Source organism: Pontibacillus litoralis JSM 072002, assembly GCF_000775615.1.
GTDB classification, from domain to species: Bacteria; Bacillota; Bacilli; order Bacillales; family BH030062; genus Pontibacillus; species Pontibacillus litoralis.
Genome location: NZ_AVPG01000004.1, coordinates 1 through 25,297, shown reverse-complemented (window position 1 = coordinate 25,297; position 25,297 = coordinate 1). Strand labels below are relative to the sequence as shown.

Below are 25,297 nucleotides of genomic sequence, written 5' to 3'. Positions count from 1 at the left end.
CCATCACTCCTTTCTTTTGAATTTCCTTTTTACTCCTACATTTATATGATACATGAATTTTCTCCAATAGATATTCATTTAACGAACATTTCACATACATTTCACAAATGGATATAAATCGCATAAAACCTAGCTTTACATCCGTTTGTAAATGAATTTCAAAAGGGAAAAAAAAGAACGATTTGTGACAAACCATACGTTAGGATATTTGATTACATAAATAGCAATTTAACAGATGCATAATGAGACTGAAAAAAACAAAAGCTAATGAAAAAAGGGGTGTATGGTTATGTCGATGATTGCTTCCATTGGGTATAGCTTGCCGGAAAATGAATTGTTACAAAGCGAGGCCCGTCCGTTTATTGAATCGTTGTTTTCAAAATCAAGGGATATATCAAGATTACTTCCTGTTTTTGATCATGCTGCTGTTCATAAGAGGCAGTTTGTCATGCCGATACAATGGTATACGGAACCACATGGGTTTCATGAAAGAAATACGATTTACGAGCAGAAAGCAGCTGAGCATGGGCTAAAGGCAATCGATCAATGTTTGCATAACGATTCGATGTTAGCGAGTGCTATTCCGTATGATGAGGTGGATATGGTGATATACATTTCTAGTACAGGAATCGCCACTCCAACAATGGATGCTCGCTTTATGAATGAACGGCCATTCCGGGATGATGTGAAGCGCCTACCAGTGTGGGGGTTAGGGTGTGCGGGTGGAGGTGCAGCCTTCGCACGAGCTTATGACTATGTACAATCCTATCCAAACGAAAATGTACTAATTGTATGTGTGGAGTTGTGCAGTTTAACTTTTTTAAAGGATGATCATCGCAAGAGCAATATAATCGGCACAGCCTTGTTCGGAGATGGAATTGCAGCAGCACTTGTGATAGGAAGTAATTCTAATATACGCTCTATGGTAAAGAAACCTGCACCTACCATAACAGCAACAAGTTCCAAATTATTACAAGATTCTTTAGACGTGATGGGCTGGAATACTATTGATGAAGGTTTTCAAGTTGTTTTTGCTAAAAGTATTCCACACATAGTAGAAACGTTTTGGAAAGAACATGTCCAATGCTTTGAGCAAAAGTACAAACTAAATACGAAGGAAATGCCTTTTTTCGTTGCGCATCCTGGCGGAAAAAAAGTGCTGGAAGCGTATGCATCCACTCTACATTGTTCAAGTACTGCGTTACGCTGCTCCTATGACGTTTTGCGAGAACATGGAAATATGTCGTCGGCAACTGTTTTGCATGTATTAAAAAAGTACATGGAAGAAAACCATCCAGTTGGAACGAAAAGTATGCTAGCTGCGTTAGGTCCAGGGTTTAGCTCAGAACTGCTTCATTTGGAGTGGGCGTAATTATGTTTTACGTTTTATGGGTGCTAATAATTGTCCAACGCATTGTCGAAATAGGTGTTGCGAGACGAAATGAACAGTGGATGAAAGATCGAGGGGCATATGAAGTAGGTAGAGAGCATTATCGTTGGTTTATTGTCGTGCATTCGTTATTTTTTCTCGCTATTTTAGTAGAAGCTCCTTTTGCATCTTTGCAATGGAGTTTCTCGAGTCAGTGGCTATTCGTTTTGTTCATTATGACCCAAGCATTTCGAATATGGTGTTTAGCATCGTTAGGGAAGTACTGGAATACGAAAATCATTGTCATGCCAGGTGGTGAGCGGGTTGTTCGTGGACCTTATCGTTTTATGAAACATCCGAATTATGTCATTGTGGCAGTGGAGTTTGTTGTAATCCCTTTATTGTTTCAAGCTTATTGGACAGCTTTGTTGTTTCCATTTCTTCATTTGTTATTAATGTATATCCGTATCCCGATAGAAGAACAAGCGATAGGGAATGTGTATGAAGAACGTTCCTAATTGATGATAATATTTCTCATTGCATTTGCCTCATTCATTTGCTATACTTGAGGAAGAAAATGAAAATCATTATCAATGAAATGAGGGATTGGATGGTTTTTCTTATCATACTTACTGTAAGTTTGTATAGTGTGTTAATGGTCGGTATTTTAGCCAAATTACAAGATAAGCGAGCTATGCAAGTCGTTCAATTTTTACGTGGGAATAAAGCGTATTCAGCTAAGCAAAAGCAACAACAATATAAAGAACTTATCGCAACCAGGTAATTGTATGCCTGGTTTTTTCTATGAACATAAGCACCTTCAATTGAATCCATTGCGATGCTAGTCGTATAATGAGAGGGAATGGTACATAGAGGAGGATGTGTATGCGCTTTATTCTATCAGCAGAAGAAGTTGTGGCACTACAAGCAGAGAAACACGTGACCTTTGTAGATTGTCGGTTTCAATTGGATGATGCTTATGCAGGTTATGAAAAGTATAAAGAAGCCCATTTACCTGGAGCAATATATCTTGATTTAGAAAAAGACTTAAGTGGAGAAGTAGAGGAATCCGGAGGCAGACATCCAATGCCAAATCTTAGTTCACTAGTCCATACGTTAGAGCAAAAAGGTGTGTCGGATCAAAGTGTTTTAGTTGTCTATGATGATGCTCAATGTCCTGTTGCTTCAAGGTGCTTTTGGCTTCTTAAAGTGTTAGGTCATCAACAAGTATATATACTAGACGGTGGCTATGAAGCTTGGCGACAACAGCAACTGCCCGTTTCTTCAGCAATAGCATCCCGTTCGCCCGTCACTTATAAGCAAGACGTGCAACAAGAGTGGGTGGCTAGTCAAGAGGAGATAAAGCAAAGTATCGAAAATGAAAACGTAACGTTAATGGATGCTCGAAGCTATGAACGATATGCCGGTTGGTCGGAGCCAGTTGATTCGAAAGCCGGGCATATTCCTTCCGCTGTTAATATTCCCTGGAATACTTTAATTAATGAAGAAGGGAATTGGAAGTCGATACAACAACTTCGATCACGTTTCACTCATTTAAATGAAAATGGAACACACATCGTTTACTGTGGATCAGGTGTCACAGCAATGCCAGTTGCTGTTGCCTTAAAAGAGTTAGGTTTTAAGTATGTGAAAGTATATGTTGGTAGCTTTAGTGATTGGATTTCCGATGATCAAAATGCAATCGCTGTGTTGCCAAAGTATAAATGATCATAAAGGGTGTACATCATGAAAGGCCATCAACCATTAGCATATTACATTGAAGATTTATGGACAAAAGGATTTAAGTTAAGTGATAAGGATATTCATTTTATTTATTTCGGCAAAAATTATACAAACAGTGAGGATTGGTTAGTTATCTCTGCCGTAAGGGCAACATTGCAAGCTCAATTGACCTTTGATGGGAGTTTCTTTATTGCTGTGTTGGAATACTTATCTGAACAACGGCCTCGTACTAGTCGAAGTGCTAATCAATTGTTACAGAAAAAAGGGATACCTAGAAAAAAAGCGATGCAACGTTAAGAAATATCGTCGCATCGCTACTTATTTTTTGGATGGATGGCTTGTCTAGCTAATTGATCTGCCCGTTTATTTTGCTTGCTAGGAATCCATTTAATAAATACGTAAGGAAAGGAAGCGATTAATGATTCAGACTTTCGTAATAAATGTTGATAGCGTGAATTTTTCGTGAACTGTTTTTCCACACTATCGACAACAAGCTTTGAATCAGAACGTACACTCAGGATTTCATTTGGAAATCGTTGTTGACATAGTTGTAAGGCATGGATCAATGCGTGAAACTCTGCTTCGTGATTGGACATCTCTTCAAGCATAATGGATTGTTCGATTTGCTCATTAGGATGTTTAATATAAATGCCCGCACCACTTGGGCCTGGATCGCCTTGAGAAGCCCCGTCCACATATACTTCTATCATGAACCTCAATCCTTATCGTTTTATTATTGATGGAATTTCTTCGCCACATATAAGAACGGCGTGTCGAGTGCAGCAACAAGAAACTTAATAATATATGTCGTCATAAAAACTTCTAACCAAACATTGGCTGGGAACTCACCGTAGAATGCTACTAAGCAGAAAACGAGTGAATCCAATAGTTGACTAATCATCGTACTCCCGTTATTTCGAACCCAAAGCCATTTGTCTTGGGGGAATTTTTCTTTTAATTTCGCATAAATCCATACATCAAAGTATTGACTTACAAGATAGGCTAGTAAACTACCAAGTGCTACTCGAGGCATTACGTCAAATAATGTCGCTAGTGCGTCATGAGCGAAATCATCTGGTGCTGGTGTAAATAGTAAGGCTATTTTCATCATTACTGTCATACTGATTAACGTAAAAAAGCCTAACCATACTGCTCGTTTCGCATCTTCTTTCCCGTATTTTTCATTTAAAATGTCCGTTGCTAAAAAGGCTGTCCCGTAAATGATATTGCCGAGTGTTGCCGTTAAGCCAAACATTTCAATTGTTTTCGTCACTTGGATGTTGGCAATCACGGTTGACATACCAATCCAGACGAACAAGCCTTGCTTGCCAAACGTGCGATAAATAAAAGTGACCATCGAAAAGTTGACGATGGCAAAAATGATCCAAAGTATTTCATTTGTCATAAATATAACCTCCATAGTTTTGATGACGCAGGATATTACGAACTGCGATGTAGCATAACGATTGCCTATTATACGTTGTTTTTGTTCATGATGCAACCAATACAAACGAAAAAAAGCCCAGCACATTTGATGCACGTGCTGAGCTTTGCTATACGTTCAGTTTGTTCGGAACGATATGTCCCGTACATTCATTTGTGTAATTAGTTTTTTACAACGTTTGCTGCTTGTGGTCCGCGGTCGCCTTCTACGATTTCAAATGAAACGCTTTGACCTTCTTCTAAAGTTTTGAAACCTTCTTCTTGGATAGCAGAGAAGTGTACGAATACATCGTTTCCTTCTTCTATTTGAATGAATCCGTAACCTTTTTCTGCGTTAAACCATTTTACTGTACCGTTTTGCATGTGTAAATATCCTCCTAAAACTTCACGTCAATACGTGTTAATGACAAAGAAAGAAGTCATAAAAAATAACTTCTATAGAAATGCAGGAACATAAAATCCTGTACTTCTATAGAAGTTACATTGTCTTTCATGAATCCATGCATCCTCTTTGCTTACACATAATATAGCTTATTTTTCCTTTTTCGTCAATGGTCATTTAGTGAAAATTCAAGCGATATGCTTCTTTTTTTGTGGTAGTATGGGGGAGATAATGAAGTAAAATATATTTTTGCCTCAGTATTTGATAAAATAAAGCTATCTTACAATAAAGGAAGGGGTTTTCGTATATGAAGTGTGATATTGAAATTGCTCAGCAAGCGACTATGAAGCCAATTGCAGAAATTATGGAAGATTTCCCTATTACGAAAGAAGATTGGGAGCCATACGGTCATTATAAAGCAAAATTGTCTGATCAGCTGTTAGAGAAGCTTAACGATCGAAAGTCAGGAAAAATTGTACTTGTCACGTCGATTAATCCAACACCAGCGGGAGAAGGTAAATCAACCGTAACAGTTGGATTAGGACAAGCAATGAATAAGCTGAATAAAAAAACAGTTATTGCATTAAGAGAACCATCATTAGGGCCGAGTATGGGAATTAAAGGCGGCGCGGCAGGTGGAGGGTATTCTCAAGTATTACCGATGGAAGATATTAATTTGCACTTCACAGGGGATATTCACGCCATTACTGCAGCTAACAATGCGTTATCTGCGTTTATTGATAATCATATTTTCCAAGGGAATGCGCTACACATTGATCCACGAAAAGTAGGTTGGAAAAGAGTTGTAGATTTAAATGATCGTGCTTTACGTGAAGTGATTGTCGGTTTAGGCGGTCCGAAAAAAGGAGTACCTCGGGAAGATGGTTTCATGATTACGGTTGCCTCAGAGATTATGGCAATTCTTTGTCTAGCGAAAGATATGGATGATTTAAAGAAGCGTCTTAGTCGAATTGTTTTTGGCTATACATATAATGACCAACCGTTAACCGTTAAAGATTTAGGTATGGAAGGTGCTTTAACGCTTTTACTAAAAGAAGCAATTAAGCCAAATGTTGTGCAAACCATTGAACATACCCCTGCTATTATTCATGGCGGTCCGTTTGCAAACATTGCGCACGGCTGTAACAGTGTAATCGCAACGAAACTAGCGGCTAAACTAGGTGACTACGTCATTACAGAAGCAGGATTTGGAGCGGATCTTGGAGCGGAGAAATTCTTAGATATTAAAACGCGTGCAGGAGAATTTGAACCAGATGCAGTTGTACTTGTTGCAACGATACGAGCATTAAAAATGCATGGAGGTGTGGCGAAAGAAGCGCTTGAAACCGAAAATCTTGATGCCCTTCAAGCAGGGATGAGTAACTTACAAAAGCATATGGAAACGATTGAAGCCTATGGACTGCCATATGTTATTGCAATCAATCGTTTCCCAACCGATACAGAGGCAGAGATTGCGTTGATCGAAAAGTGGTGTCAACAGCAAGGGGCAACTGTTGCCTTGACAGAAGTCTTTGCAAAAGGTGGAGAAGGTGGAATCCAGCTTGCCGAGGAAGTAGTTTCTACCATTGAAACTCAAGAGAAGCATTTTAAACACATGTATGATTTGCAAGACTCCATGGAAGATAAGATTGCCGCCATTGCCACGAACGTATATGGCGCTGAACGTGTAGAGTACTCTGCGAAAGCAAAAGAGCAGATGAGGCAATTTGCTGCCAATGGATGGGATAAGCTACCGATTTGTATGGCGAAAACGCAATACTCCTTATCGGATAACCCTACTTTACTTGGTCGACCAGAGAACTTTACGATTACCATACGAGAATTTAGTCCTTCCATAGGAGCCGGTTTCATTGTTGCCTTAACGGGAGATGTAATGACGATGCCAGGTTTACCGAAGCAACCAGCAGCATTGAAAATGGATGTAGATGAAAACGGAAATGCTGTCGGTTTGTTTTAAATTGAATCTATTTTATACTTAGTAGCAACTCCAATTGAATAACGACGTATAGGGACAAACCATGACAAATAGTTTGTCCCTATTGTATGATTACTAAGGAAAGGAGGGCTATTCGTTTGAGTGTACTCATAGGTGTAACTGGATGGGGCGATCATGCCAGTCTTTATCCTGATCGAATCAACCCGCAAGACAAACTCGCGGAATATGCAGCTCATTTCCCTGTTGTAGAAGTTGATAGTAGCTTTTATGCAATTCAATCTGAACGAAATTTTGCTAAATGGGTGAAGCAAACACCAGAAGAGTTTTCTTTTGTCATTAAAGCATTCCAAAAGATGACCGGACATACGCGGGATAAAATGACGAAAGATGAAGTAATGCAAATGTTTCACGCATACATACAATCGATTCAACCTGTACTAGAGGCTGGTAAACTAAATGCCATTTTATTTCAGTTCCCGCCATGGTTTGACGTACGAAAAGAAAATGTGCAAAAGCTTAAAGTCATTCGTCAACTAATGGGCGATTTACCACTAGCGTTAGAATTTCGCAACCGTACGTGGTTTGAAGATCCATACAAGGAACAAACGTTGCAATTCATGAAAGATAATCAATGGATTCATACTATTTGTGATGAACCGCAAGCCGGGGAAGGTAGTGTACCGGCGATTATAGAGCCAACAAGTGAAAAGCAAACGTTAATTCGCTTTCACGGTCGTAACACGTTCGGCTGGAATAAAAACGGTCGAGAGGATTGGGAATGGCGTAAACATCGATTTTTGTACCGGTATAATGAAGAAGAATTACGGGAATGGAAAAGGTCCATTGAGAAACTGAAAGAAGAAACGAAGCATATTACGGTTTTATTCAACAACAATTCTGGCGGCGATGCAGCTCCCAATGCTAAAATGTTGATGGAGATGTTAGGCTTGTCTTATCAAGGTCTTAATTCAAAGCAAATGGATTTATTCGATACAATATAAACGTGTATAATAAACAAAGTAAATGATGCAACGCAGGAGTGAAAAACATGAGTCAAAATGAACAAGCGTATCTTAATTTATGTAAGCATGTATGGGAGAATGGCATGCAAAAAGGAGATCGAACAGGAACTGGAACAATTTCTGTGTTTGGTTACCAAATGAGGTTTGATTTACAACAAGGATTTCCTTTATTAACGACAAAAAGAGTCCCATTTTCCTTAATTAAAAGTGAATTGTTGTGGTTCTTAAAAGGAGATACGAATATTCGTTATTTACTCGAACATAACAATAACATTTGGAATGAATGGCCATTCCGTAACTGGGTGCAAAGTAAAGAATACACAGGTCCTGATATGACAGATTTTGGCCGTCGTAGTGAACAGGATCCCGATTTTAAAGAAATGTATCAATCGGAAATGAGTAAGTTTAAAGAGCGCATTTTGCAAGATGATGCATTTGCCCGTAAATATGGTGATTTAGGGAATGTGTATGGAAAGCAATGGCGTCACTGGACGACTTCCCGTGGTGAAACGATTGATCAAGTGAAAGCTGTGATTGAACAAATTAAACATCATCCGAATTCAAGACGGTTAATTGTATCGGCTTGGAATCCAGAAGATATTAGCCCTGAACGTGCGGCACTACCACCTTGTCATGCCTTCTTTCAGTTTTATGTTGCAGATGGCAAGTTAAGCTGTCAATTATATCAACGAAGTGGTGATATTTTTCTAGGTGTGCCATTTAACATTGCAAGTTATGCGTTGTTGACTCATTTAATTGCGCAAGAATGTGGACTAGAAGTAGGGGAGTTTATTCATACGCTCGGAGATGCACACATTTATTGTAATCATATAGAGCAAATCAAAACGCAGTTATCTCGTACGCCAGCTGAATTACCGACCTTGCGATTAAACACAAATATTCCCTCCGTTTTTGAAGCGAATATGGATGATATTCAACTAGAAGGTTACGAGCCACACCCGGCGATTAAAGCGCCAGTTGCTGTATAAGGAGGAAGACGATGATTTCTTTTATTGTAGCGATGGACCAAAATCGCGTGATTGGTAAAGATAATGACTTACCTTGGCGCTTGTCAGAAGATCTGAAGTTCTTTAAACAAAAGACAACAGGAAACACGATTATAATGGGACGTAAAACGTTTGAATCGATGAATGGTGCCTTGCCAAATCGACATAATGTAATCGTGACGACAAATCCAGATTATGAAGCAGAAGGCTGTACGGTCATACATGATGTGGAACAAATTCATAAGTGGAATAAGGAGGAACCTCATATAGAGTGGTTTGTCATTGGTGGTAGTCATTTGTTTAAGCAAATGTTACCTTATGCAGACCGCATGTATATTACGCTTATTGATGAGAGCTTTACAGGGGATACGTATTTTCCTTCCTTTAATGAGAAAGAATGGACGTTAACGAAAAAAGAACAAGGATTAAAAAATGACAAAAATCCGTATGATTATTACTTTTGTCAATACGATAAAAAGTAAAGAAGGCGTGATGATATGCAAGCTTTATTGTTAGCTGGTGGCGCATCAAGGCGGATGGGAGAAAATAAAGCACTACTGTCTATCGATGGCATTCCGATGATTCAAAGGGTTGTGAAGGAACTAGAGCTTGTAACAAAAAATATATGTATCGCTACCAATGAGCCTGAATGCTATTCATGGTTAGACTATCCAATAATTACGGATCGGTTTCTAGGCTTCGGACCATTGGCAGCATTAGAAAGTGGCTTCTTTCATTCTGAGGAGGAATGGATGATCGTTTCCGCTTGTGATACTCCTTTTATAAAACGTGAGGTATATGATGAATTGCAAAAAAGATCGAGTAGCTTTCAAGCTGTCGTGCCAACGTTTCAAGGACGGATTCATCCATTAAGCGGAATGTATCATTGCTCTTGTTATTCAACAATCCTTGCTCTATTAAAGCGTGAAAAGTTAAGAATGAAGGATTTATTACAAAAAGTGTCGACGTTGTATGTTCCTGTTGATCACATACATGCTATACCATTTGTTGAGGAACATTTCATTAATCTCAATACGCCAGAGCAATTTGAAAAATGGAAAAAAACGTCGAATTGATTTTGCTTCTCCCATAGACAAACAGTGATAAAAGGCTTACAATCAATTAAGAAAGCTTGAAATGTTACGTACAAACACAATCCTTGGACGAAGGGTGGGTGAACATATGTTATCGACGATGGGGATTCCAGGATTAATTTTAATCCTTGCTATTGCGCTAATTATTTTTGGGCCGAGTAAATTGCCTGAACTTGGAAAAGCTACAGGTCAAACATTAAAGGAATTTAAACGTTCAACTCGTGAATTAACAAGTGATGTAACAGATGAAGTGAAAGAAGCGAAAGAAATCGTTACAAATCAAAATTATACAACTAAATCATAAAATGTAAGATGAATGAAACAATTGGAGTGATACGTATGATACCTAATATTGGCATGCCAGGGTTGATTCTTATTTTAGTCATCGCGCTTGTTATTTTCGGCCCTTCAAAGTTGCCGGAAATAGGAAAAGCTTTCGGGTCTTCGTTAAAAGAGTTTAAAAAAGCAACGACAGATAATGGTTCTAATGCAGATGACCGTAAACTAGATCATACGAAAGAACAGAACAAAAACGCATAATCCTATTTGGTAGGAAGATGTAAGAGATTCATTCTTGCATCTTCTTTCTTTTCACTTATGTGCTGTTTCTTCATAGAATGTCGTCATACATATTGAATATCATCTTCATTTGGTTAGAGGGGGTGGGAGTATGTCCAAAGAGCAGAACAATGATCAAGAAATGCAAGTTACAGAACATTTAGAAGAGCTGCGTTCCCGAATTATTTGGACCATTGCTGCTTTTGTTCTCTTCTTTATTCTTGGATTTGTGTTTGTAGAAGAAATCTATAATTATTTTGTAAGTAACGTTGGGTATGAATTAACGGTATTAGGACCTTTTGATATTTTATGGATTTACATCACTTTAGCGACTTTCGTCGGTATCATTGGAACACTTCCTGTTATGACGCTGCAAATATGGTTATTTGTTAAACCAGCGCTTTCATCTAAAGAACAAAAAGTTACATTGAGTTACATACCAGCTATGTTTTTCCTCTTTATTGGGGGATTGGCTTTCGGTTATTTTTTAATTGAGCCGCTTATTTTTCATTTTCTCGTTAATTTAGGAGAAGGTATGTTTGAAACGATGTTCACGGTTGAGAAGTATTTCCGTTTTCTAATCCGTGTAACGTTACCATTTGCTGTGTTTTTTGAAATACCTGTGTTCGTTATGTTTTTAACGAGTTTAGGTATCGTTCATCCGAATTTTCTTAAGAAATCGAGAAAGTATGCCTACTTCATTTTGGTGATTATTGGAACGATGATTTCTCCACCAGATTTCATTCTACAGCTCGTTGTAGCAGCTCCTTTAATTATTCTTTACGAAATTGCCATCACTTGTTCTGTTATTGTGCAACGTAAAAGGGATAAAAAGATGGAACAATTTTATCAGTCGGAAGAAGGTAAATAGATGAGCTTTGGAAGAAACAATGTGTACCGGAGGGTTCGTTAAAGTGAAGTCATTTTATCAATTTATGATGTCCTATAGAGGAAAGATAGAGGCTGATGAGCAAAGCCAACTTGCTGAATGGATGTTCCAAGAGCATGATTTTCCGAAGTATTCTGATTCGTATGAGGAAATTAGCCGTTATTTAGAAGAGCATTCACCGTTTGCTTCCGCTCTTCGGACTTTCGATTATGTATGGGAACAGTATGAACAGGAAAGAGAATGATGAAGGGTAGAAAGAGCATCCATCTATTTTATATAGGTCGATGCTCTTTCTTTATATTTAGTTGATCTGTGTAATTGTGTGCAATGGAATGGTTATATATTCCTGATGAATGGTGCGTAATCGAATCGTTGATTGTTTCTCGTCTAATTGTGTAATGATTCCAGTGTATTGGCGTGGATTACCATTTTGGCACGATATGAAGGTAACGGACTGCTGTTGGTGGTACGCTGACATTATGGTGTGATTCATTTCTGCTAATTTTTGTTCATCAAATGATGGGAGAGGGTGTTGTTGTTCTTCTTCCCATATATTTCGTAGCATTGAAACGTGCTCTGGTAGCATTAAAGATGTCCATTTTATAGTACCGCGATCTTTCAGCGACATGATAACACCTCCTTGCTTGTTATTATACACGAACATTCGTTCTTAATTCAATAGAAAAAGAACAAATGTTCGTGTATAATGTTGTTAGGAGGCGATATGGAATGAATACAAGTACATGAGAACAACATCAACGAATTGAAATCATGTATGTGGCAGGTTCTAGGGCGTTTACGAAGCGAATATTAAAGTGTACTCATGGGATAATTTATGCGTATACGCCTATTGTTACTTACGTAAACAAAAGAGAACTTTTACGTTAGACAATATTCTAGCAGTGCAGAGGTCTTGAAATACACATTGATTGGCTCTTATGTCCGTTTTTTGATAAGATTCGTATAGATATAGTTTATATAAATATTCAAATGTAAAGAATCAAAACACGTAACAGCACCCCGCTCAAACGTATATTGAACGACATATGTGAATAAGTGCGTATTTATAAAGAAATTTGATGGAGGCGATAAAAAATGAAGCTCATGCATACAGCTGATTGGCATTTAGGAAAGCTTGTACACCAATTACATATGACAGAAGATCAGCAATACATATTAGAGCAAATGAAGCAATTGATCAAGCAAGAAAGTCCGGATGCCATCATCATTGCGGGTGACTTATACGATCGAGCTGTGCCACCGAAAGAAGCTGTCGAGTTATTCAATCAAACGTTAACGAGTATTATTTATGATTTAAACATACCTGTATTAGCAATTAGTGGGAATCATGATAGCCCTGATCGTTTGAACTTTGGAAGTGAAATGTTTCGCAGACAGCAATTTTATTTACAAACTCACTTGCAAGATGCTTGGAAGCCAGTAACATTACAAGATGAATTTGGAGCCGTTCATTTTTATTTAATTCCTTATATGGAACCTGCGGATGCCAGAATCGCTCTTGCTGATGAATCCATTCAATCGCATCAAGAAGCGATGGAGGCAGTCATCCATCGAATTAATCAAACAATGGATAAAAGCGCCCGACATATACTAGTAGCGCATGCGTTTTTAGCTGGTGGAATGGATTGTGATTCAGAAGAACGTTTGTCAATGATAGGTGGAACTCCATACATTGATGCGGAGTTATTCGCTGGTTTTGATTACGTTGCTCTCGGGCACTTACATCAACCACAGAAAGTCAAACATGATCACATACGTTATGCGGGTTCTCTTCTGAAGTATTCCTTTTCGGAGGCTAATCATCATAAAGGTGTTTGTTTGATTCATTTAGATAAGAATGGTGTAGAAAGCATAGAAAAGAAACAGCTTATTCCTAAGCGAGACATGCGAGTGAAAGAAGGTTATTTAAAGGAATTATTAGAAACGGAAGAAGAAGGAATGGAGGATTATTTACATATACGTCTGTTAGATGAAGGGCAGTTATTGGATCCTATGGGCAAACTACGAAAAGTATTTCCGAATGTGTTGAGCTTAGAACGAGTTGGATTTTTAGGAGAGTATAAACAGCAACAGCTACAAAAATTACAAGATCGAAAGCAAATGTCTCATTTGGATTTGTTTCGATCGTTTTATGAAGCTGTTAAAGGTGTGGAATTAGACGAAACCCGAAAATCGTACGTTGACCAAGTAATTCATGAATTAATTCAAGAAGAAAGGAATCAATAATATGCGCGCTATTTCATTAACGTTGCAAGCTTTTGGCCCATATAAAGAGAAGCAATTCATTGATTTTACTCAATTAGGCTATGAAACTATTTTTCTTATTACCGGACCAACTGGAGCAGGAAAAACGAGTGTGTTTGATGCGATTGTGTACGCTTTGTACGGTAGAGCGAGTGGGAATGATCGAGAGCATGACACGTTAAGGAGTCATTTTGCAGAAGAAGGTCAATTAACAGAAGTACGCTTTCGGTTCGCTGTAAAAGAACATCAATATGAAGTAATACGTGCCCCAAAGCAATTAAAAAAGAAAGCTCGTGGAGACGGGTTTACAGAACAACCACCTAAAGTGGAGTTATACAAAGTATCAGGGGAACATGCAGAATTACTCGCTTCAAAGGTGAAAGATGTCAATGAGACGATTGAAAGTATTTTACATTTGGATTATGAACAGTTTCGCAAGATGATTATGATTCCTCAAGGTGAATTTCGTAAGCTTATTTCAGAAAATAGTAAAGAGAGAGAACAAATATTACAGCGTATTTTCCGTACCTACATATACGACCATGTAACGGGAAAATTGAATGATAAGGCAAAACAATTGGTAGAGCAGTTGAAGCAATTGGACTATGCCGAAGCGGTTGAAATAGAGAAGTTAGACTGGTCTGAAGAGCAAAAAGAACAAGTAACAACGAGTAAAAAGGTATTCGAACAGCTAAAGGAACAAGTTATGAATGAGCAGAATCGTTTAAAGGAAGTGAAACAGTCTGTTCAACATAAACGTGAAACTCATAAGAAAGAATTAGAGAAGTGGTATCAGCAAAAACAATTGCAAGATCGGTTTAAAGAGTTACACGAAAAACAGCAATTGCTGCACTCATTACAGCAGCAAGAAAAGGAAATGGCAAAGAAGAAATCCGTACTGCTTTTGGCGGAACAAGCGAGGAACGTACGTCCATATGAAGAAAACGCTATTCGTATGAAGCAAGAAATGCAAATGCAATCCGAGCGGCTTCAACGTAAGCAAACGGATTACACGAAAGCAACGGATAGGTATACGACGATAAAAAAAGACTATGATGAAGAGGTGAAACAGAAAGAAAAGCGCGAACAGATGAAGCAATGGATTACTCGTAGTAAAGAAGATTTACAGAAGCTTAGCGATTTTCAGCAATTGCAAAGAGATAGGGAACAACTCGGAAAGCAGAAAGAACAGCAACAACAACATGTAGATGCGTTAGTGCAACAACGTGCCCGTTATCAAGAAGAAATCCAACAATTATCCAAGGCGACATCGGATTCGCAACAATTACATAAGCAATACTATGATTGTGAATCGAAGGAAAAAGACGTTCAAAAAGTGATAGAACAATGGTCGAGATGGAACGAAGAAAAGCAAAAGCTTGCAAGTATGCGTGTGAGTTACCAGCACGTTGCCGAAGCATATGAACAGCAAAAGCAACAAGTAGAACGCACGCAACTTAAAGTTAACAAATTAGAGCAAGAACAAAAACAACAGCAAGCTGTCCAGTTAGCTAGTCAACTGCATGCAGGAGAATCCTGTCCTGTATGTGGTTCTCTAGAGCATCCTAGTAAAGCAAAACATACCGAATTATTTGTATCAGAAGATGCCATCCAAGCTGCCAAAGAGCAATTAAACCAAGCTGAACAACAATTAAAGCTTCAAGAAAACAAGTTCATCGATGTTAAGTCTAGTGGTCAATCCCAGCGCCAATATGTGGATCAATTACAAGAAGGGCTGGATAAATCGCTGAGTATGTTAACGGAAACAACTTCTTTAGAAAATAAAGATTTAGTGTCTGTTCAACAATTAAAAGAGCAATTACGTGTACAAACCATTCAATTGAATAACGATATAAAGAAAATGGAGCAACAAGCAAAGCAAGTAGAACAGATGCAACAAGCGTTGAAGAAGATTGAAGAACAAGCAACACTTGAACAACAAAAGCTTCAAAAGGTGCATCATCACTATGTTGCAACGGAAACGAAATGTAACCATATTCAGTCAGAGCTAGCAGATAGTGCTCAAGATGTCGAAACGTTAACCGAAAAAATTGAACGAGAGGAAGTACGTTATAAAAAGTGGATCGCTAGGGTGGAGCAGCTAAACGAACAGTATGAAGAACAGCGACAACAAACACAAAAGCTAGAAGTAGAAGTGAATCAGCAAACAGCATATGTACAGGAAACAAAGGAAAAAGAAACAAAAGCGGTTCATGCGTTTGTCAATGCGTGCAAACAAGCTGGTTTTGAAACGACTGAAGCCTACAAAACAGCTTTATTACCAGAGGATACGATCAATCAATTCAAAAAGGAAATCGAGCATTTTTATACGAATCTACAAACAGTAAAAACAACGTATGAGAAATTATCGGAGCAACTGCGTAACGAACAACGCCCTGATGTAACCGAACAGGAAACAAGGCTAAAGCAATTAGAACAACAAATCGAGCAAATAACGGAACAGCAACAACAACTATCCATGCGAATTCAAGAGCATCAACGTATTTTAGTGCGTTTACAAGACTTAATAGCTGAAAGAGAAACGTTAGAGGAAACGTATTATTATGTAGGGGAATTAGCTCAATTAGCAAAAGGAGATAATGCCCATAAATTATCCTTTGAACGCTATGTATTGTCCGCATTTTTGGATGAAATTATCATTCAAGCGAATATGCGATTAGATCAAATGACTGAACATCGCTATCAATTACAGCGTAGTCATGAACGTGCAAAAGGAGGAGCGCAGAGTGGACTTGATTTAGAAGTGTTAGATCATTATACAGGTCAAAAGCGCTCTGTCAAAACATTGTCAGGTGGGGAAGGCTTTAAAGCATCTTTAAGTTTGGCACTCGGTATGTCAGATGTTGTTCAAGCGCAAGCGGGAGGCATTCAATTAGACACGTTGTTTATTGATGAAGGCTTTGGCACATTAGATGAAAAGTCTTTAGAACAAGCAATCAGCTGTTTAAAGGATTTACAGGAAGGAAATCGTTTGCTAGGGATTATTTCCCATGTTCCGCAGTTAAAACAGGAAATCCAGGCGAAATTGGAAATAACCCCTTCTCCACAAGGATCTACGTGTGCATTTACATTTGGTTGATTGTTGTAAATAAATATCAACATCAGAGTTGCGAACAAGCTAGTTGTACAGTACGATGAAGGAAAGAGATGGAGGGGAGAATACATGTCAATGCCACTTATTATGCAATGGGTAGTCATTACAGAAGGAAAGGAACAACGTGTTGGAGAAAAGGATAATCTATTTACATTAGAACTTCCTGGATACACGTTATTTCCGGTTGATCAGTCTATAGAGATGAAACGAATGAAGGAATCCGAACAAACAGGTATAGCAAAAATCGTCGAATTAACTTGGTCGAACCAAAAAACTGTCATTGTTTATGAACTCATTTCACTGCATAGCGTCAATTAGCGACATTCTATCTGTATTTATGTAGAAAACTGCGGTTGCCCGGGAAATGATTGCGTTATTTTCATCAAATTGCCATAGTTATTTCCTCTGTCTATGTTGGTATTCCTTTATAATGAAATTAAGAAATAATACCACATGGAGAAAGAGGGATGAACATGTTATCAATGATGGTGTTAGGAATTATTATGAGTGCGACAATCGCTCTTATTATTGCGGGAGATTTAACAACGGATTGATAGTTCTATCATATATTGCTAGACTATGAAACAGATGTGAATTTTGCATCTGTTTTTTTGTTAGAAAGGGGATCCGCATGTTTCATATACATAATGATTGGAAGGAAATCGTGCAACCAGAATTTCATAAAGCCTATTTCAAAGAGTTACAACAAACGTTAGAGCGTGAATATGCTGAGCAAACAATTTATCCAGCTCAGTCGGATATATTAAATGCTTTGAACGCGACATCGTATGCTGAAACGAAAGTAGTTTTATTAGGGCAAGATCCTTATCATGGACCGAATCAAGCTCATGGATTTAGCTTTTCTGTCCAAGAAGGGGTACCAATACCTCCTTCTTTAAAGAATATGTACAAAGAATTGCAAACAGATGTCGGTTTTGAAATGCCGAATCATGGTCATTTACATGCTTGGGCAAAGCAAGGCGTGTTGTTATTAAATACAGTACTGACGGTGCAAGAGAAACGAGCGCATTCGCACAAAGGAATAGGGTGGGAACGTTTTACCGACTATCTTATTGAGCAATTAAATAAACGGCAGGAGCCAATGGTGTTTCTACTGTGGGGACGACCAGCTCAACAAAAAGGAAAAGACATTGATTCATCCAAGCACTGCGTATTAACCGCGCCGCATCCAAGTCCATTATCTGCTTATCGTGGTTTTTTTGGTTGTCAGCATTTTTCAAAAGCCAATGATTTCTTGCGTGCACAGGGCTATACACCAATTAATTGGCAATTACCTAACTAAATGTGCAACGCTTGAGTCATTTGCCCACACCGCTATGCATCATTATTCGTACATTATTATTAGTGATGTGTAGAGGAAGGTGGGGTAATGATGCCTCCAAAAGGTATGCCAAGGTTTTCGAATCAACGTTTTCAGCCAAGTGAAGCCCCGTTTCGTTTTAATAGCGGGATGCAACAGCCGATGAGAATGTCACCGTTTGCCCAGACCAATGGGTTTCCTTTTCAGCAAGCGATGCCAACTTCCGTGCAAGGTGCAAGGTCTGGCGGTTTGTTGTCCCGTTTATTTGGTGGTGGATCTACAATAGGGAATATGGGTCCAATGGCAAATGCAACCTCAGGTTTGATGTCTGGAACAACTAGTGCTGGAGGTGGCCTGACGGGGATGTTAAACAACGTACAACAAGGATTAAAATTAGCTCAAACAGCAGCCCCAATGGTACAACAATACGGCCCAATGATTAAAAATGCTCCAACGATGTTCAAGTTAATGAAACTAATGAATGAACCTGATGAAGAAGGTACAAAAAAGGAAGAAGGTACAAAAGAGCAAACAAAAAGTAAGTCGCCTATGCAAAAGAAGGATTCTAGTAGTAAGGCTAAAGTGATAGAAGCCAGTGATGTGACTAAACCGCACACAACATCAACGAAACAACACTCTGGAAGATCCCAACCACGCTTATATATATAAGTGGTTGGGGTTTTTTTATGAATGGAAAAAGCAATATACTTGATTTAAAATGGCAAAAAAGAAACAATAAACATACACGTTTTTAGGAGGAATGCAATGTGGTAAATGAAAAATTAGAACAGGCAACATTTGCAGGTGGATGTTTTTGGTGTATGGTAGAACCATTTGATCAAAGGCCAGGGATAGAAAAAGTTGTCGCTGGCTACACTGGTGGGCATCAAGAAAATCCGACTTACGAAGAAGTTGTGTCGAAACAAACAGGCCATGTAGAAGCGGTGCAGATTACATTCGATCCAACCGTGTTTTCATATGAACGGTTGCTAGACGTTTTTTGGCAGCAAATTGACCCAACTGATGTAGGTGGACAATTTGCTGACCGAGGTGAATCCTATACAACAGCAATCTTTTACCATAATGAGTCTCAACGTATCGAGGCAGAAAAATCAAAGCAACAATTAGAAGAAAGCGGAAGATTTGATAAATCAATTGTAACGAAAATTGTCCCAGCGAAAACGTTTTATGAGGCTGAAGAGAAGCACCAAGATTATTATAGAAAACAATCATTTCATTACAACCTTTATAAAAAAGGATCTGGACGCAAAGATTTTATCGATAAGTATTGGAAGAAAAATCAAAATGAACAAGAGCTACAACGTACGTTAACAAAGATGCAATATCATGTAACGCAACAAAATGGTACAGAACCCCCGTTTCAAAACGAATTTTATCATCATACTGGGGAAGGAATTTACGTCGATATTGTTTCAGGTGAGCCGCTATTTAGCTCCAAAGATAAATACGATGCTGGGTGTGGTTGGCCAAGCTTTACTCGTCCTATCGATCATTATTACGTAGAAGAATATAGTGATCGTTCTCACGGTATGATTCGAACAGAAGTGCGTAGTAAAGAAGGCGATTCCCACTTAGGGCATGTATTCGAAGATGGACCTAAAGAGGAGGGGGGATTACGTTATTGCATTAATTCCGCCGCACTTCGATTTATTCCAATCGATCGATTAGAAGAAGAAGGATATGGTTACTTACGATATATATTTCAATAATGAAAAAGGAACGGTGGGCTAATAAGCTATTATGATACTTGTAGTTAGCCCACTCCTTAAAGTAATGTGTTTTATCAATATAAACTATGAGAAGAAGGAGTTCCCACGCAGGTGGATTAATTGAAGCATAATAAATAACTTTTCAAAGTACTACATATGAATAACAAGGAAAATGTACGAAATAAAATATGGTTTAACACATCATTACTATCCAATAGTACATTCATTTTACCTCCTCCAAGAACAACGTCATGATGATTGGAATTTCCTACTATTCAAATCGTGAAATATAAGCGCAATGAGACAATTAAATGAACCAAATGAACTTTTTTTGTTTGGAAGAGGAGGTACAAGGTAATGAAACTTATAATAACGTATGGCATTGGGACTGTAGGTGGCATGTTGTTTGCTACCTTAAACCTGCCTTTGCCGTGGATTTTAGGTGCGGTTACCGCTCTATTGCTTTATAAAACACTAGCACATGCGAGTACGAGATCTTCCACTCGTTTGAAAAATATTAGCTTTGCCCTTCTTGGTATTCAAATAGGTTCCTACTTCACAGAGGATACATTTGCGAATATGTCCTCGTATGTCCTACCTTATATTGCTTTAACAATCTTGCTTATTGCTATCAGTCTATGGAACGGTTACATCATTGGAAAAAGAATGGGGTTAACACCAGATGTGTCTTTAATTGGCAGCATTCCTGGTGGTTTATCAGCTGCGACCGCTCTTAGTGACTCGCTGCAAAGCAATACGGCCATGGTTTCCATTTTACATACCATTCGTTTGATCACTTTGCTATTTGTTGTTCCGTTTATCGCTACACATTGGTTAAATGGAGCTTCTGTGGATCAGGTGTATCAATCTTCAATGGAACAAGGAGAAGATTGGACAATCATTTGTTTGCTGATTGCTTACGCCTTGGCTCAATTATTGCGTGAACGCATACCAGCAAGTTATGTAATGATACCAATGCTTTTTGTTGCTGTGTTAAAAACAGCTGGTGTGCCAGTGTTTACGATTCCTACTTCCATTACGATAGTAGCGCAAGTCATACTAGGGGTTTATTTAGGTCATACTATTATGTGGAAAGACATTTTGACTTCCATGAAAGTATGCGCTGTTTATTTCGTTTTAACGATGTGGTTACTGTTCGTTGCTTTTCTGTTAAGCTATGTATTTCATATCGTCACAGATGTAGACATTCCAACTTCTTTTTTAAGTATCGTCCCAGGAGGATTAGTAGAGATGGCTTTAGTAGCGCAAAGTGTAGGTGCAGATCCGACTATGGTTGGTTCTTTGCAAATGATCCGTTTATTATTGGTCGTTACTCTTGTCCCGTTTTTATTGAAAATGCTTTTAAATCGAGCTCGTAAAATCCATTAATTGACGTGTGAACTTATGTACGTTACAATTATCTTGAATTCAAGATAATTACGAATGAGGTGAGTACGTGCAACATTTGTTTATAAAAGGGGATAAGAATGCACCTATATTGTTGTTGTTACACGGTACAGGTGGAGATGAGCGAGATTTGCTGCCGATAGCGCAGACAATAGATGAACAAGCTTCAGTGTTAAGTGTAAGAGGAAATGTGCTTGAAAACGGCATGGCGCGATTTTTTAAGCGACTTCGTGAAGGGGTGTTTGATGAAGAAGATTTAAACTTACGTACGAAAGAATTAGCTGCATTTCTTGATCAAGCAGCTGAGCAGTATGCGTTTGATCGAAATAACGTGATTGCTGTTGGCTATTCCAATGGGGCGAACATGGCGGGAAGTTTACTATTTCACTATGAATCTGTATTTAAAGCTGCGGTATTATTTCACCCTATGGTTCCGATTCGAGGGCTACAAATGCCAAATATGTCTCAACTAAGAGTGTTTATAGGTGCAGGGGAGAATGATCCGATTTGTTTGCCAACGGAAACGAAGGAACTGACGTCCATGCTTACATCACAAGGGGCAGACGTTACAACCTATTGGGAACGAAATGGTCATCGATTAACGAATCAAGAAGTAGATGCGGCGAAAGAATGGTACAATCAACATATAAAAGCTATATGATAATATCGTTACGACATGCTATAATGGAATGCGCGTAATCAATCGATAGGAGGCCGCAAAATGATCCATAAAAATTGGCATGAAGTAGAGACAATGAAACAAGTAGAATGTGTGCATGCGGATGCAAAGAAATTCGTTGTTCATAACGTATTAACACCAGGTAAAGTATATGATGTGAAAAATGAGACGGATGAGTTTATATTCATCATAGATAATACAGGACAAATAGGTGGCTTTTTAAAGGAATACTTTAAAGAAGTGTAAGAGATAGTCTGTCAGCGCTTGCTGGCAGATTTTTTAGTTTAGTAAATGATAAAATCTTGACTTGTGGTTCTTCTGTTTCAGATATGACAATGATGCTCTCGGGTTACTTTATGTCCTATAGTGCCCTTGTTGTTAAAGGGCGTACTGTGCTTTTCTCTAAAATGTGAAACAAAAACCCCTTTCTATCGTATGTAGAAAGGGCGGATGTTTAACCTAACACGACTAACCGATTGAGAGGGGAGAAGGCGCGATATGAAATGGAGAAGGAAAGAAGGTGTTGTCGGATTAATTGTCTTTTTAGTTCTTATCATAGCAATAGAATTCGTCTACCTTACAACGAGCTACTTTCATACGAAGGAAATTAATTTGTTAATTACGCAATGTTACGAGCATGACGGAGAAATCATGTTAGAAATACATGATAGTTTGACTAATTCCTATTCGTTTACATGCAAAAAATAAACCATAAAATCACCCAAGCCTGACTGAAAGACTTGGATGATTTCATGGTTAGGACTTACTAATCTTGGCTGATCGACTTTGGAAATCAACGCCTTTGTAATAGGAGTTTTTTACGAGTACGTTAGGCCCTAAACAGTGAACGGCAGGGCAATGACAATTTAACGATTTTGCGATATTCGTTTCTTGCCAACGATCATACGCCTCTTGTAAGGAATTGGTTTGGATATTGCCTAAATTCGGTTCATCACCGAAATCAGTAACGATAATTTCTCCACTAAAGATGTTAACATTTAAACGAGAACGTCCATCAGGGTCATTTCTTACCGATACATTTGGCTCTGCATACAATCGTTGTTGTAAATGTAAAGAGTCTTGATCTGAACTACAAGGATAAAATGGTAACGTACCAAACAACATCCACATCTCTTTATTTCTGTGGTTTAGCAACCTAGTGATCGCTTGTTTCATTTCATCTAATGAAAGGATGTCAAGGTCACTAGCGAAATCTGCAGGGTACATTGGGTGTACTTCGTGACGTGTACAGCCCATTTCCACAATGTGATCATGGATGGATTCTAAATAGGGTAATGTCCGGCGATTTAACATCGTTTCTGCTGATACCATAACCCCTTCCGCTGCTAGTTTTTGTGCGTTTTCCACCATGCGATCAAAGTACTTGGCTCTTACTTGTTCTGGTGGCTTTCGTTCCATTCGAGCAAAGCCCGTATGCATAAATTCATCTAGCGTTCCCCAATTATGAGATATGTGCAATACATCAAGGTAAGGGATAATGTCTAGATAACGCTCATACGGCAATGTTAAGTTCGAGTTAATCTGTGTTTTTACACCGCGTTCGTGCGCGTATTTTAGTAACGGAACGACATATTCCCTCACAGATTTCATTGACATCATCGGTTCTCCGCCTGTTATACTCAAAGCACGTAAATGAGGGATTTCATCAAGCCTTTCTTTTAATAAAGAAAAAGGAAGGGCATCAGGGTCCTTATTCGTTAATGTGTATCCTACGGCGCAATGATCACATCGCATATTACATAAATGAGTCGTCGTAAATTCGACGTTGGATAGTGTTAATGAGCCATGCTCTTCGATATCCATGTACGCTTCCCACGGATCGTTTGCTGGCGTAATCGCTTGAAGCTTCATGTTTTGTGACATATGAAACTCCCTTTCTAATTGAAATTCTATTGATACAACAGCTACCATTCTATCACGTATGAAGAAAAAAAAGAACTAGGTGAGTTAGGATAATTTATGAATACTGTCTTAAAAAGTAGGATGGTTGACACCCTTTTTGGAAACAATCCAGTTATAATGAGTATGTATGCAAAATAGGATGATTAGTGAGGAGAATGTCACATGAAGCTCGTACTACCTCGAGAACATGGCACATGGGCTATGTTCTTATTGCCAGTTTTGTTAGGTACCTTTCTTTCATCTCCTTCGTTTGTCCATGTGTTATTTATTGTTGGCTGGTTCTTTTTATTTTTATCGGCAACTCCAATGTATAACGCCATCAGGATGGAACGTAAACGTAAGGAAATGATGAAATGGTTTATCACTTACCTAGCTTTCGGTCTTATCTTTTTAATACCTGTTATTTTAATACAACCGAGAATCGTTTATTTCAGTTTGTGTTTACCGCCCTTAATAGGTGTGAATGTTTATTTTATTTTGGAGAAAAACGAACGTTCTTTATGGAATGATTTTAGTGGGATCGTACTTTTTTCTTTAGGTGGAGCTGCAACTTATTTTCTCGGAACCAAATCTTTTACTAGTGAGATGGTTAACTTAAGTCTCTATCTTATCCTTTATTTCATGGGTAGTGCCTTTTATGTAAAGTCGCTAATCCGAGAATGGAAAAATAAAAAGTTTAAGTGGTTTTCGCATGTATTTCACGGTTTGCTACTTATTCCCCCTATTTTTATTACTAGTATGACCATGTCGCTTGCATACGTTCCTAATGTACTAAAGGATTGGTTTACAACGAGAAAAAGAAGATTAAAACCAATTCATATTGGCATAACTGAAATTGTGAATGCGTGCGTATTTTTCGTATTGTGTTTGCTATTGTTTTAACACTTCGAACAGAAAAGAGTACGATTTATAGAAACATAAACAGGGACAGGATATAGATTGTCCATGCCCCTATGTGTAGTTACCCATCTAGTGGTTGATTGGGAAACAGCTGTTGATAGGCCCGTTCAGCTGCTTCTTGAGATGTAAATAATGCATCATTTTCTTCGATGACGTGGAAGGTTTCATGTAAAAATAATGCTACATCATTTGGTTGATGCGGATGTTGTACAATTTCCGCTTGTTTAATGTTGGCAACTGTTGGGGTGTGGGGATTACGATATATAATATATACATCATCCCCTTGCTGCACTTCTTTTGGATCCATCATATCGTCCATTATGTTACCTCCTTGTAGATGTTTCCCTTAGTGTGTCTTGAATAAGAAATGCTAAACAAAAATGAAGGGATTAGCATTTTGATTATACAAGTATTGACATTAAAATGGTGTATGTAATATAGTTAATGTAATTTAAAAATAATGCGATGAAAAGGACAGAAGAAATACTTTACG

31 protein-coding genes are annotated in these 25,297 nt (G+C 38.3%); 25 read left to right on the top strand and 6 right to left on the bottom strand.

What is annotated here, in order from left to right:
- Window positions 1–289 precede the first annotated feature (289 nt).
- From N784_RS04485 to N784_RS04465, 5 genes are all read left to right on the top strand, one after another.
- The gene (locus N784_RS04485) at window positions 290–1,372 is read left to right on the top strand and encodes a type III polyketide synthase (protein WP_036832850.1); all 1,083 of its coding nucleotides are present in this window, start codon (window positions 290–292) and stop codon (window positions 1,370–1,372) included.
- 2 nt (window positions 1,373–1,374) lie between these two features.
- Entirely contained in the window at window positions 1,375–1,887 is a 513-nt protein-coding gene (locus N784_RS04480) for an isoprenylcysteine carboxyl methyltransferase family protein (RefSeq protein WP_036832849.1), read from the top strand.
- A 59-nt stretch (window positions 1,888–1,946) separates the two neighbouring features.
- Window positions 1,947–2,153, top strand: coding sequence for a hypothetical protein (locus N784_RS04475; RefSeq protein WP_036832848.1), 207 nt, complete (start codon window positions 1,947–1,949; stop codon window positions 2,151–2,153).
- A 101-nt stretch (window positions 2,154–2,254) separates the two neighbouring features.
- The gene (locus tag N784_RS04470) at window positions 2,255–3,097 is read left to right on the top strand and encodes a sulfurtransferase (RefSeq protein WP_036832846.1); all 843 of its coding nucleotides are present in this window, start codon (window positions 2,255–2,257) and stop codon (window positions 3,095–3,097) included.
- Between the two features lie 18 nt (window positions 3,098–3,115).
- Window positions 3,116–3,409, top strand: a complete 294-nt coding sequence (locus N784_RS04465; protein ID WP_036832844.1) for a DUF6123 family protein — start codon at window positions 3,116–3,118, stop codon at window positions 3,407–3,409.
- Between the two features lie 17 nt (window positions 3,410–3,426).
- On the opposite strand, the gene N784_RS04460 is transcribed toward N784_RS04465, so the two are convergent.
- The 3 genes from N784_RS04460 to N784_RS04450 form a co-directional block, all read right to left on the bottom strand.
- A complete protein-coding gene (locus N784_RS04460) occupies window positions 3,427–3,822 on the bottom strand; it encodes a ribonuclease HI family protein (RefSeq protein WP_036832842.1) in 396 nt (131 codons plus the stop codon).
- 23 nt (window positions 3,823–3,845) lie between these two features.
- Window positions 3,846–4,517, bottom strand: coding sequence for a queuosine precursor transporter (locus N784_RS04455; protein ID WP_036832840.1), 672 nt, complete (start codon window positions 4,515–4,517; stop codon window positions 3,846–3,848).
- A 200-nt stretch (window positions 4,518–4,717) separates the two neighbouring features.
- A complete protein-coding gene (locus N784_RS04450; protein ID WP_036832837.1) occupies window positions 4,718–4,918 on the bottom strand; it encodes a cold-shock protein in 201 nt (66 codons plus the stop codon).
- Window positions 4,919–5,244: 326 nt separating this feature from the next.
- Between N784_RS04450 and N784_RS04445 the strand changes: the two genes are divergently transcribed.
- From N784_RS04445 to N784_RS04405, 9 genes are all read left to right on the top strand, one after another.
- Window positions 5,245–6,915 (top strand): formate--tetrahydrofolate ligase, encoded by a 1,671-nt coding sequence (locus N784_RS04445; protein ID WP_036832834.1) that lies wholly within the window; start codon window positions 5,245–5,247, stop codon window positions 6,913–6,915.
- 116 nt (window positions 6,916–7,031) lie between these two features.
- Window positions 7,032–7,895 (top strand): DUF72 domain-containing protein, encoded by an 864-nt coding sequence (locus tag N784_RS04440; RefSeq protein ID WP_036832831.1) that lies wholly within the window; start codon window positions 7,032–7,034, stop codon window positions 7,893–7,895.
- 47 nt (window positions 7,896–7,942) lie between these two features.
- Window positions 7,943–8,905, top strand: a complete 963-nt coding sequence (locus tag N784_RS04435) for a thymidylate synthase (protein ID WP_036832828.1) — start codon at window positions 7,943–7,945, stop codon at window positions 8,903–8,905.
- Between the two features lie 11 nt (window positions 8,906–8,916).
- Window positions 8,917–9,405 (top strand): dihydrofolate reductase, encoded by a 489-nt coding sequence (locus tag N784_RS04430; RefSeq protein ID WP_036832825.1) that lies wholly within the window; start codon window positions 8,917–8,919, stop codon window positions 9,403–9,405.
- Between the two features lie 15 nt (window positions 9,406–9,420).
- On the top strand, window positions 9,421–9,999 hold the full coding sequence (gene mobA / locus N784_RS04425; protein ID WP_036832823.1) for a molybdenum cofactor guanylyltransferase: 579 nt from the start codon (window positions 9,421–9,423) through the stop codon (window positions 9,997–9,999).
- Between the two features lie 106 nt (window positions 10,000–10,105).
- Window positions 10,106–10,321, top strand: coding sequence for a twin-arginine translocase TatA/TatE family subunit (tatA, locus tag N784_RS04420; RefSeq protein ID WP_036832820.1), 216 nt, complete (start codon window positions 10,106–10,108; stop codon window positions 10,319–10,321).
- A 35-nt stretch (window positions 10,322–10,356) separates the two neighbouring features.
- Window positions 10,357–10,557, top strand: coding sequence for a twin-arginine translocase TatA/TatE family subunit (locus N784_RS04415; protein ID WP_036832817.1), 201 nt, complete (start codon window positions 10,357–10,359; stop codon window positions 10,555–10,557).
- Between the two features lie 130 nt (window positions 10,558–10,687).
- Entirely contained in the window at window positions 10,688–11,446 is a 759-nt protein-coding gene (gene tatC / locus N784_RS04410) for a twin-arginine translocase subunit TatC (protein WP_036832814.1), read from the top strand.
- Between the two features lie 43 nt (window positions 11,447–11,489).
- Entirely contained in the window at window positions 11,490–11,708 is a 219-nt protein-coding gene (locus N784_RS04405; RefSeq protein WP_036833009.1) for a YozE family protein, read from the top strand.
- A gap of 57 nt (window positions 11,709–11,765) precedes the next feature.
- On the opposite strand, the gene N784_RS04400 is transcribed toward N784_RS04405, so the two are convergent.
- Complete coding sequence (locus tag N784_RS04400) at window positions 11,766–12,092, bottom strand: YolD-like family protein (RefSeq protein WP_036832812.1); 327 nt, start codon at window positions 12,090–12,092, stop codon at window positions 11,766–11,768.
- 467 nt (window positions 12,093–12,559) lie between these two features.
- On the opposite strand from N784_RS04400, the gene N784_RS04395 reads away from it, so the two are divergent.
- The 10 genes from N784_RS04395 to N784_RS04350 all read left to right on the top strand — a co-directional run bounded on the left by N784_RS04395 (window position 12,560) and on the right by N784_RS04350 (window position 22,689).
- On the top strand, window positions 12,560–13,711 hold the full coding sequence (locus N784_RS04395) for an exonuclease SbcCD subunit D (RefSeq protein WP_036832811.1): 1,152 nt from the start codon (window positions 12,560–12,562) through the stop codon (window positions 13,709–13,711).
- Window position 13,712: 1 nt separating this feature from the next.
- On the top strand, window positions 13,713–16,829 hold the full coding sequence (locus N784_RS04390; protein WP_036832810.1) for an AAA family ATPase: 3,117 nt from the start codon (window positions 13,713–13,715) through the stop codon (window positions 16,827–16,829).
- A gap of 84 nt (window positions 16,830–16,913) precedes the next feature.
- Window positions 16,914–17,162: a DUF2584 family protein gene (locus N784_RS04385; RefSeq protein ID WP_036832808.1), complete on the top strand. Its 249-nt coding sequence runs from the start codon at window positions 16,914–16,916 to the stop codon at window positions 17,160–17,162.
- Window positions 17,163–17,475: 313 nt separating this feature from the next.
- Entirely contained in the window at window positions 17,476–18,147 is a 672-nt protein-coding gene (gene ung, locus N784_RS04380; protein WP_036832806.1) for a uracil-DNA glycosylase, read from the top strand.
- Window positions 18,148–18,234: 87 nt separating this feature from the next.
- On the top strand, window positions 18,235–18,834 hold the full coding sequence (gene vrrA, locus N784_RS15915; protein WP_084600130.1) for a VrrA/YqfQ family protein: 600 nt from the start codon (window positions 18,235–18,237) through the stop codon (window positions 18,832–18,834).
- A gap of 98 nt (window positions 18,835–18,932) precedes the next feature.
- Window positions 18,933–19,895 carry a peptide-methionine (R)-S-oxide reductase MsrB gene (gene msrB / locus N784_RS04370; protein ID WP_036832803.1) on the top strand — a complete coding sequence of 321 codons (963 nt, stop codon included), beginning with the start codon at window positions 18,933–18,935 and terminating at the stop codon, window positions 19,893–19,895.
- 357 nt (window positions 19,896–20,252) lie between these two features.
- Complete coding sequence (locus tag N784_RS04365) at window positions 20,253–21,284, top strand: AbrB family transcriptional regulator (protein ID WP_052127124.1); 1,032 nt, start codon at window positions 20,253–20,255, stop codon at window positions 21,282–21,284.
- A gap of 67 nt (window positions 21,285–21,351) precedes the next feature.
- A complete protein-coding gene (locus N784_RS04360) occupies window positions 21,352–21,963 on the top strand; it encodes an alpha/beta hydrolase (protein ID WP_036832800.1) in 612 nt (203 codons plus the stop codon).
- Between the two features lie 60 nt (window positions 21,964–22,023).
- Window positions 22,024–22,227: a DUF6501 family protein gene (locus N784_RS04355; RefSeq protein ID WP_036832797.1), complete on the top strand. Its 204-nt coding sequence runs from the start codon at window positions 22,024–22,026 to the stop codon at window positions 22,225–22,227.
- Between the two features lie 252 nt (window positions 22,228–22,479).
- Window positions 22,480–22,689, top strand: a complete 210-nt coding sequence (locus tag N784_RS04350) for a hypothetical protein (RefSeq protein WP_036832794.1) — start codon at window positions 22,480–22,482, stop codon at window positions 22,687–22,689.
- A gap of 48 nt (window positions 22,690–22,737) precedes the next feature.
- On the opposite strand, the gene yfkAB is transcribed toward N784_RS04350, so the two are convergent.
- Complete coding sequence (gene yfkAB, locus N784_RS04345; RefSeq protein ID WP_036832791.1) at window positions 22,738–23,865, bottom strand: radical SAM/CxCxxxxC motif protein YfkAB; 1,128 nt, start codon at window positions 23,863–23,865, stop codon at window positions 22,738–22,740.
- Between the two features lie 201 nt (window positions 23,866–24,066).
- Between yfkAB and N784_RS04340 the strand changes: the two genes are divergently transcribed.
- Window positions 24,067–24,786: a YwiC-like family protein gene (locus N784_RS04340; RefSeq protein ID WP_036832788.1), complete on the top strand. Its 720-nt coding sequence runs from the start codon at window positions 24,067–24,069 to the stop codon at window positions 24,784–24,786.
- Between the two features lie 79 nt (window positions 24,787–24,865).
- Here N784_RS04340 and N784_RS04335 read toward each other — a convergent pair whose 3' ends face one another.
- A complete protein-coding gene (locus tag N784_RS04335) occupies window positions 24,866–25,123 on the bottom strand; it encodes a transcriptional regulator SplA domain-containing protein (protein WP_269745321.1) in 258 nt (85 codons plus the stop codon).
- Between the last annotated feature and the right edge of the window lie 174 nt (window positions 25,124–25,297).

Excerpts from the sequence above, each read along its gene's own strand:
- N784_RS04350 (WP_036832794.1), top strand. The coding sequence starts at position 22,480 with ATGAAATGGAGAAGGAAAGAAGGTGTTGTCGGATTAATTGTCTTTTTA.
- N784_RS04480 (WP_036832849.1), top strand. The coding sequence starts at position 1,375 with ATGTTTTACGTTTTATGGGTGCTAATAATTGTCCAACGCATTGTCGAA.
- N784_RS04455 (WP_036832840.1), bottom strand. The coding sequence starts at position 4,517 with ATGACAAATGAAATACTTTGGATCATTTTTGCCATCGTCAACTTTTCG.
- vrrA (WP_084600130.1), top strand. The coding sequence starts at position 18,235 with ATGATGCCTCCAAAAGGTATGCCAAGGTTTTCGAATCAACGTTTTCAG.
- N784_RS04400 (WP_036832812.1), bottom strand. The coding sequence starts at position 12,092 with ATGTCGCTGAAAGATCGCGGTACTATAAAATGGACATCTTTAATGCTA.
- N784_RS04450 (WP_036832837.1), bottom strand. The coding sequence starts at position 4,918 with ATGCAAAACGGTACAGTAAAATGGTTTAACGCAGAAAAAGGTTACGGA.
- N784_RS04445 (WP_036832834.1), top strand. The coding sequence starts at position 5,245 with ATGAAGTGTGATATTGAAATTGCTCAGCAAGCGACTATGAAGCCAATT.
- mobA (WP_036832823.1), top strand. The coding sequence starts at position 9,421 with ATGCAAGCTTTATTGTTAGCTGGTGGCGCATCAAGGCGGATGGGAGAA.
- N784_RS04415 (WP_036832817.1), top strand. The coding sequence starts at position 10,357 with ATGATACCTAATATTGGCATGCCAGGGTTGATTCTTATTTTAGTCATC.
- N784_RS04340 (WP_036832788.1), top strand. The coding sequence starts at position 24,067 with ATGAAGCTCGTACTACCTCGAGAACATGGCACATGGGCTATGTTCTTA.
- N784_RS04475 (WP_036832848.1), top strand. The coding sequence starts at position 1,947 with ATGAAAATCATTATCAATGAAATGAGGGATTGGATGGTTTTTCTTATC.
- N784_RS04385 (WP_036832808.1), top strand. The coding sequence starts at position 16,914 with ATGTCAATGCCACTTATTATGCAATGGGTAGTCATTACAGAAGGAAAG.
- N784_RS04355 (WP_036832797.1), top strand. The coding sequence starts at position 22,024 with ATGATCCATAAAAATTGGCATGAAGTAGAGACAATGAAACAAGTAGAA.
- N784_RS04390 (WP_036832810.1), top strand. The coding sequence starts at position 13,713 with ATGCGCGCTATTTCATTAACGTTGCAAGCTTTTGGCCCATATAAAGAG.
- N784_RS04460 (WP_036832842.1), bottom strand. The coding sequence starts at position 3,822 with ATGATAGAAGTATATGTGGACGGGGCTTCTCAAGGCGATCCAGGCCCA.
- N784_RS04465 (WP_036832844.1), top strand. The coding sequence starts at position 3,116 with ATGAAAGGCCATCAACCATTAGCATATTACATTGAAGATTTATGGACA.
- N784_RS04365 (WP_052127124.1), top strand. The coding sequence starts at position 20,253 with ATGAAACTTATAATAACGTATGGCATTGGGACTGTAGGTGGCATGTTG.
- N784_RS04430 (WP_036832825.1), top strand. The coding sequence starts at position 8,917 with ATGATTTCTTTTATTGTAGCGATGGACCAAAATCGCGTGATTGGTAAA.
- N784_RS04485 (WP_036832850.1), top strand. The coding sequence starts at position 290 with ATGTCGATGATTGCTTCCATTGGGTATAGCTTGCCGGAAAATGAATTG.
- tatC (WP_036832814.1), top strand. The coding sequence starts at position 10,688 with ATGTCCAAAGAGCAGAACAATGATCAAGAAATGCAAGTTACAGAACAT.
- ung (WP_036832806.1), top strand. The coding sequence starts at position 17,476 with ATGTTTCATATACATAATGATTGGAAGGAAATCGTGCAACCAGAATTT.
- tatA (WP_036832820.1), top strand. The coding sequence starts at position 10,106 with ATGTTATCGACGATGGGGATTCCAGGATTAATTTTAATCCTTGCTATT.
- N784_RS04470 (WP_036832846.1), top strand. The coding sequence starts at position 2,255 with ATGCGCTTTATTCTATCAGCAGAAGAAGTTGTGGCACTACAAGCAGAG.
- yfkAB (WP_036832791.1), bottom strand. The coding sequence starts at position 23,865 with ATGTCACAAAACATGAAGCTTCAAGCGATTACGCCAGCAAACGATCCG.
- N784_RS04395 (WP_036832811.1), top strand. The coding sequence starts at position 12,560 with ATGAAGCTCATGCATACAGCTGATTGGCATTTAGGAAAGCTTGTACAC.
- N784_RS04335 (WP_269745321.1), bottom strand. The coding sequence starts at position 25,123 with ATGGACGATATGATGGATCCAAAAGAAGTGCAGCAAGGGGATGATGTA.
- N784_RS04435 (WP_036832828.1), top strand. The coding sequence starts at position 7,943 with ATGAGTCAAAATGAACAAGCGTATCTTAATTTATGTAAGCATGTATGG.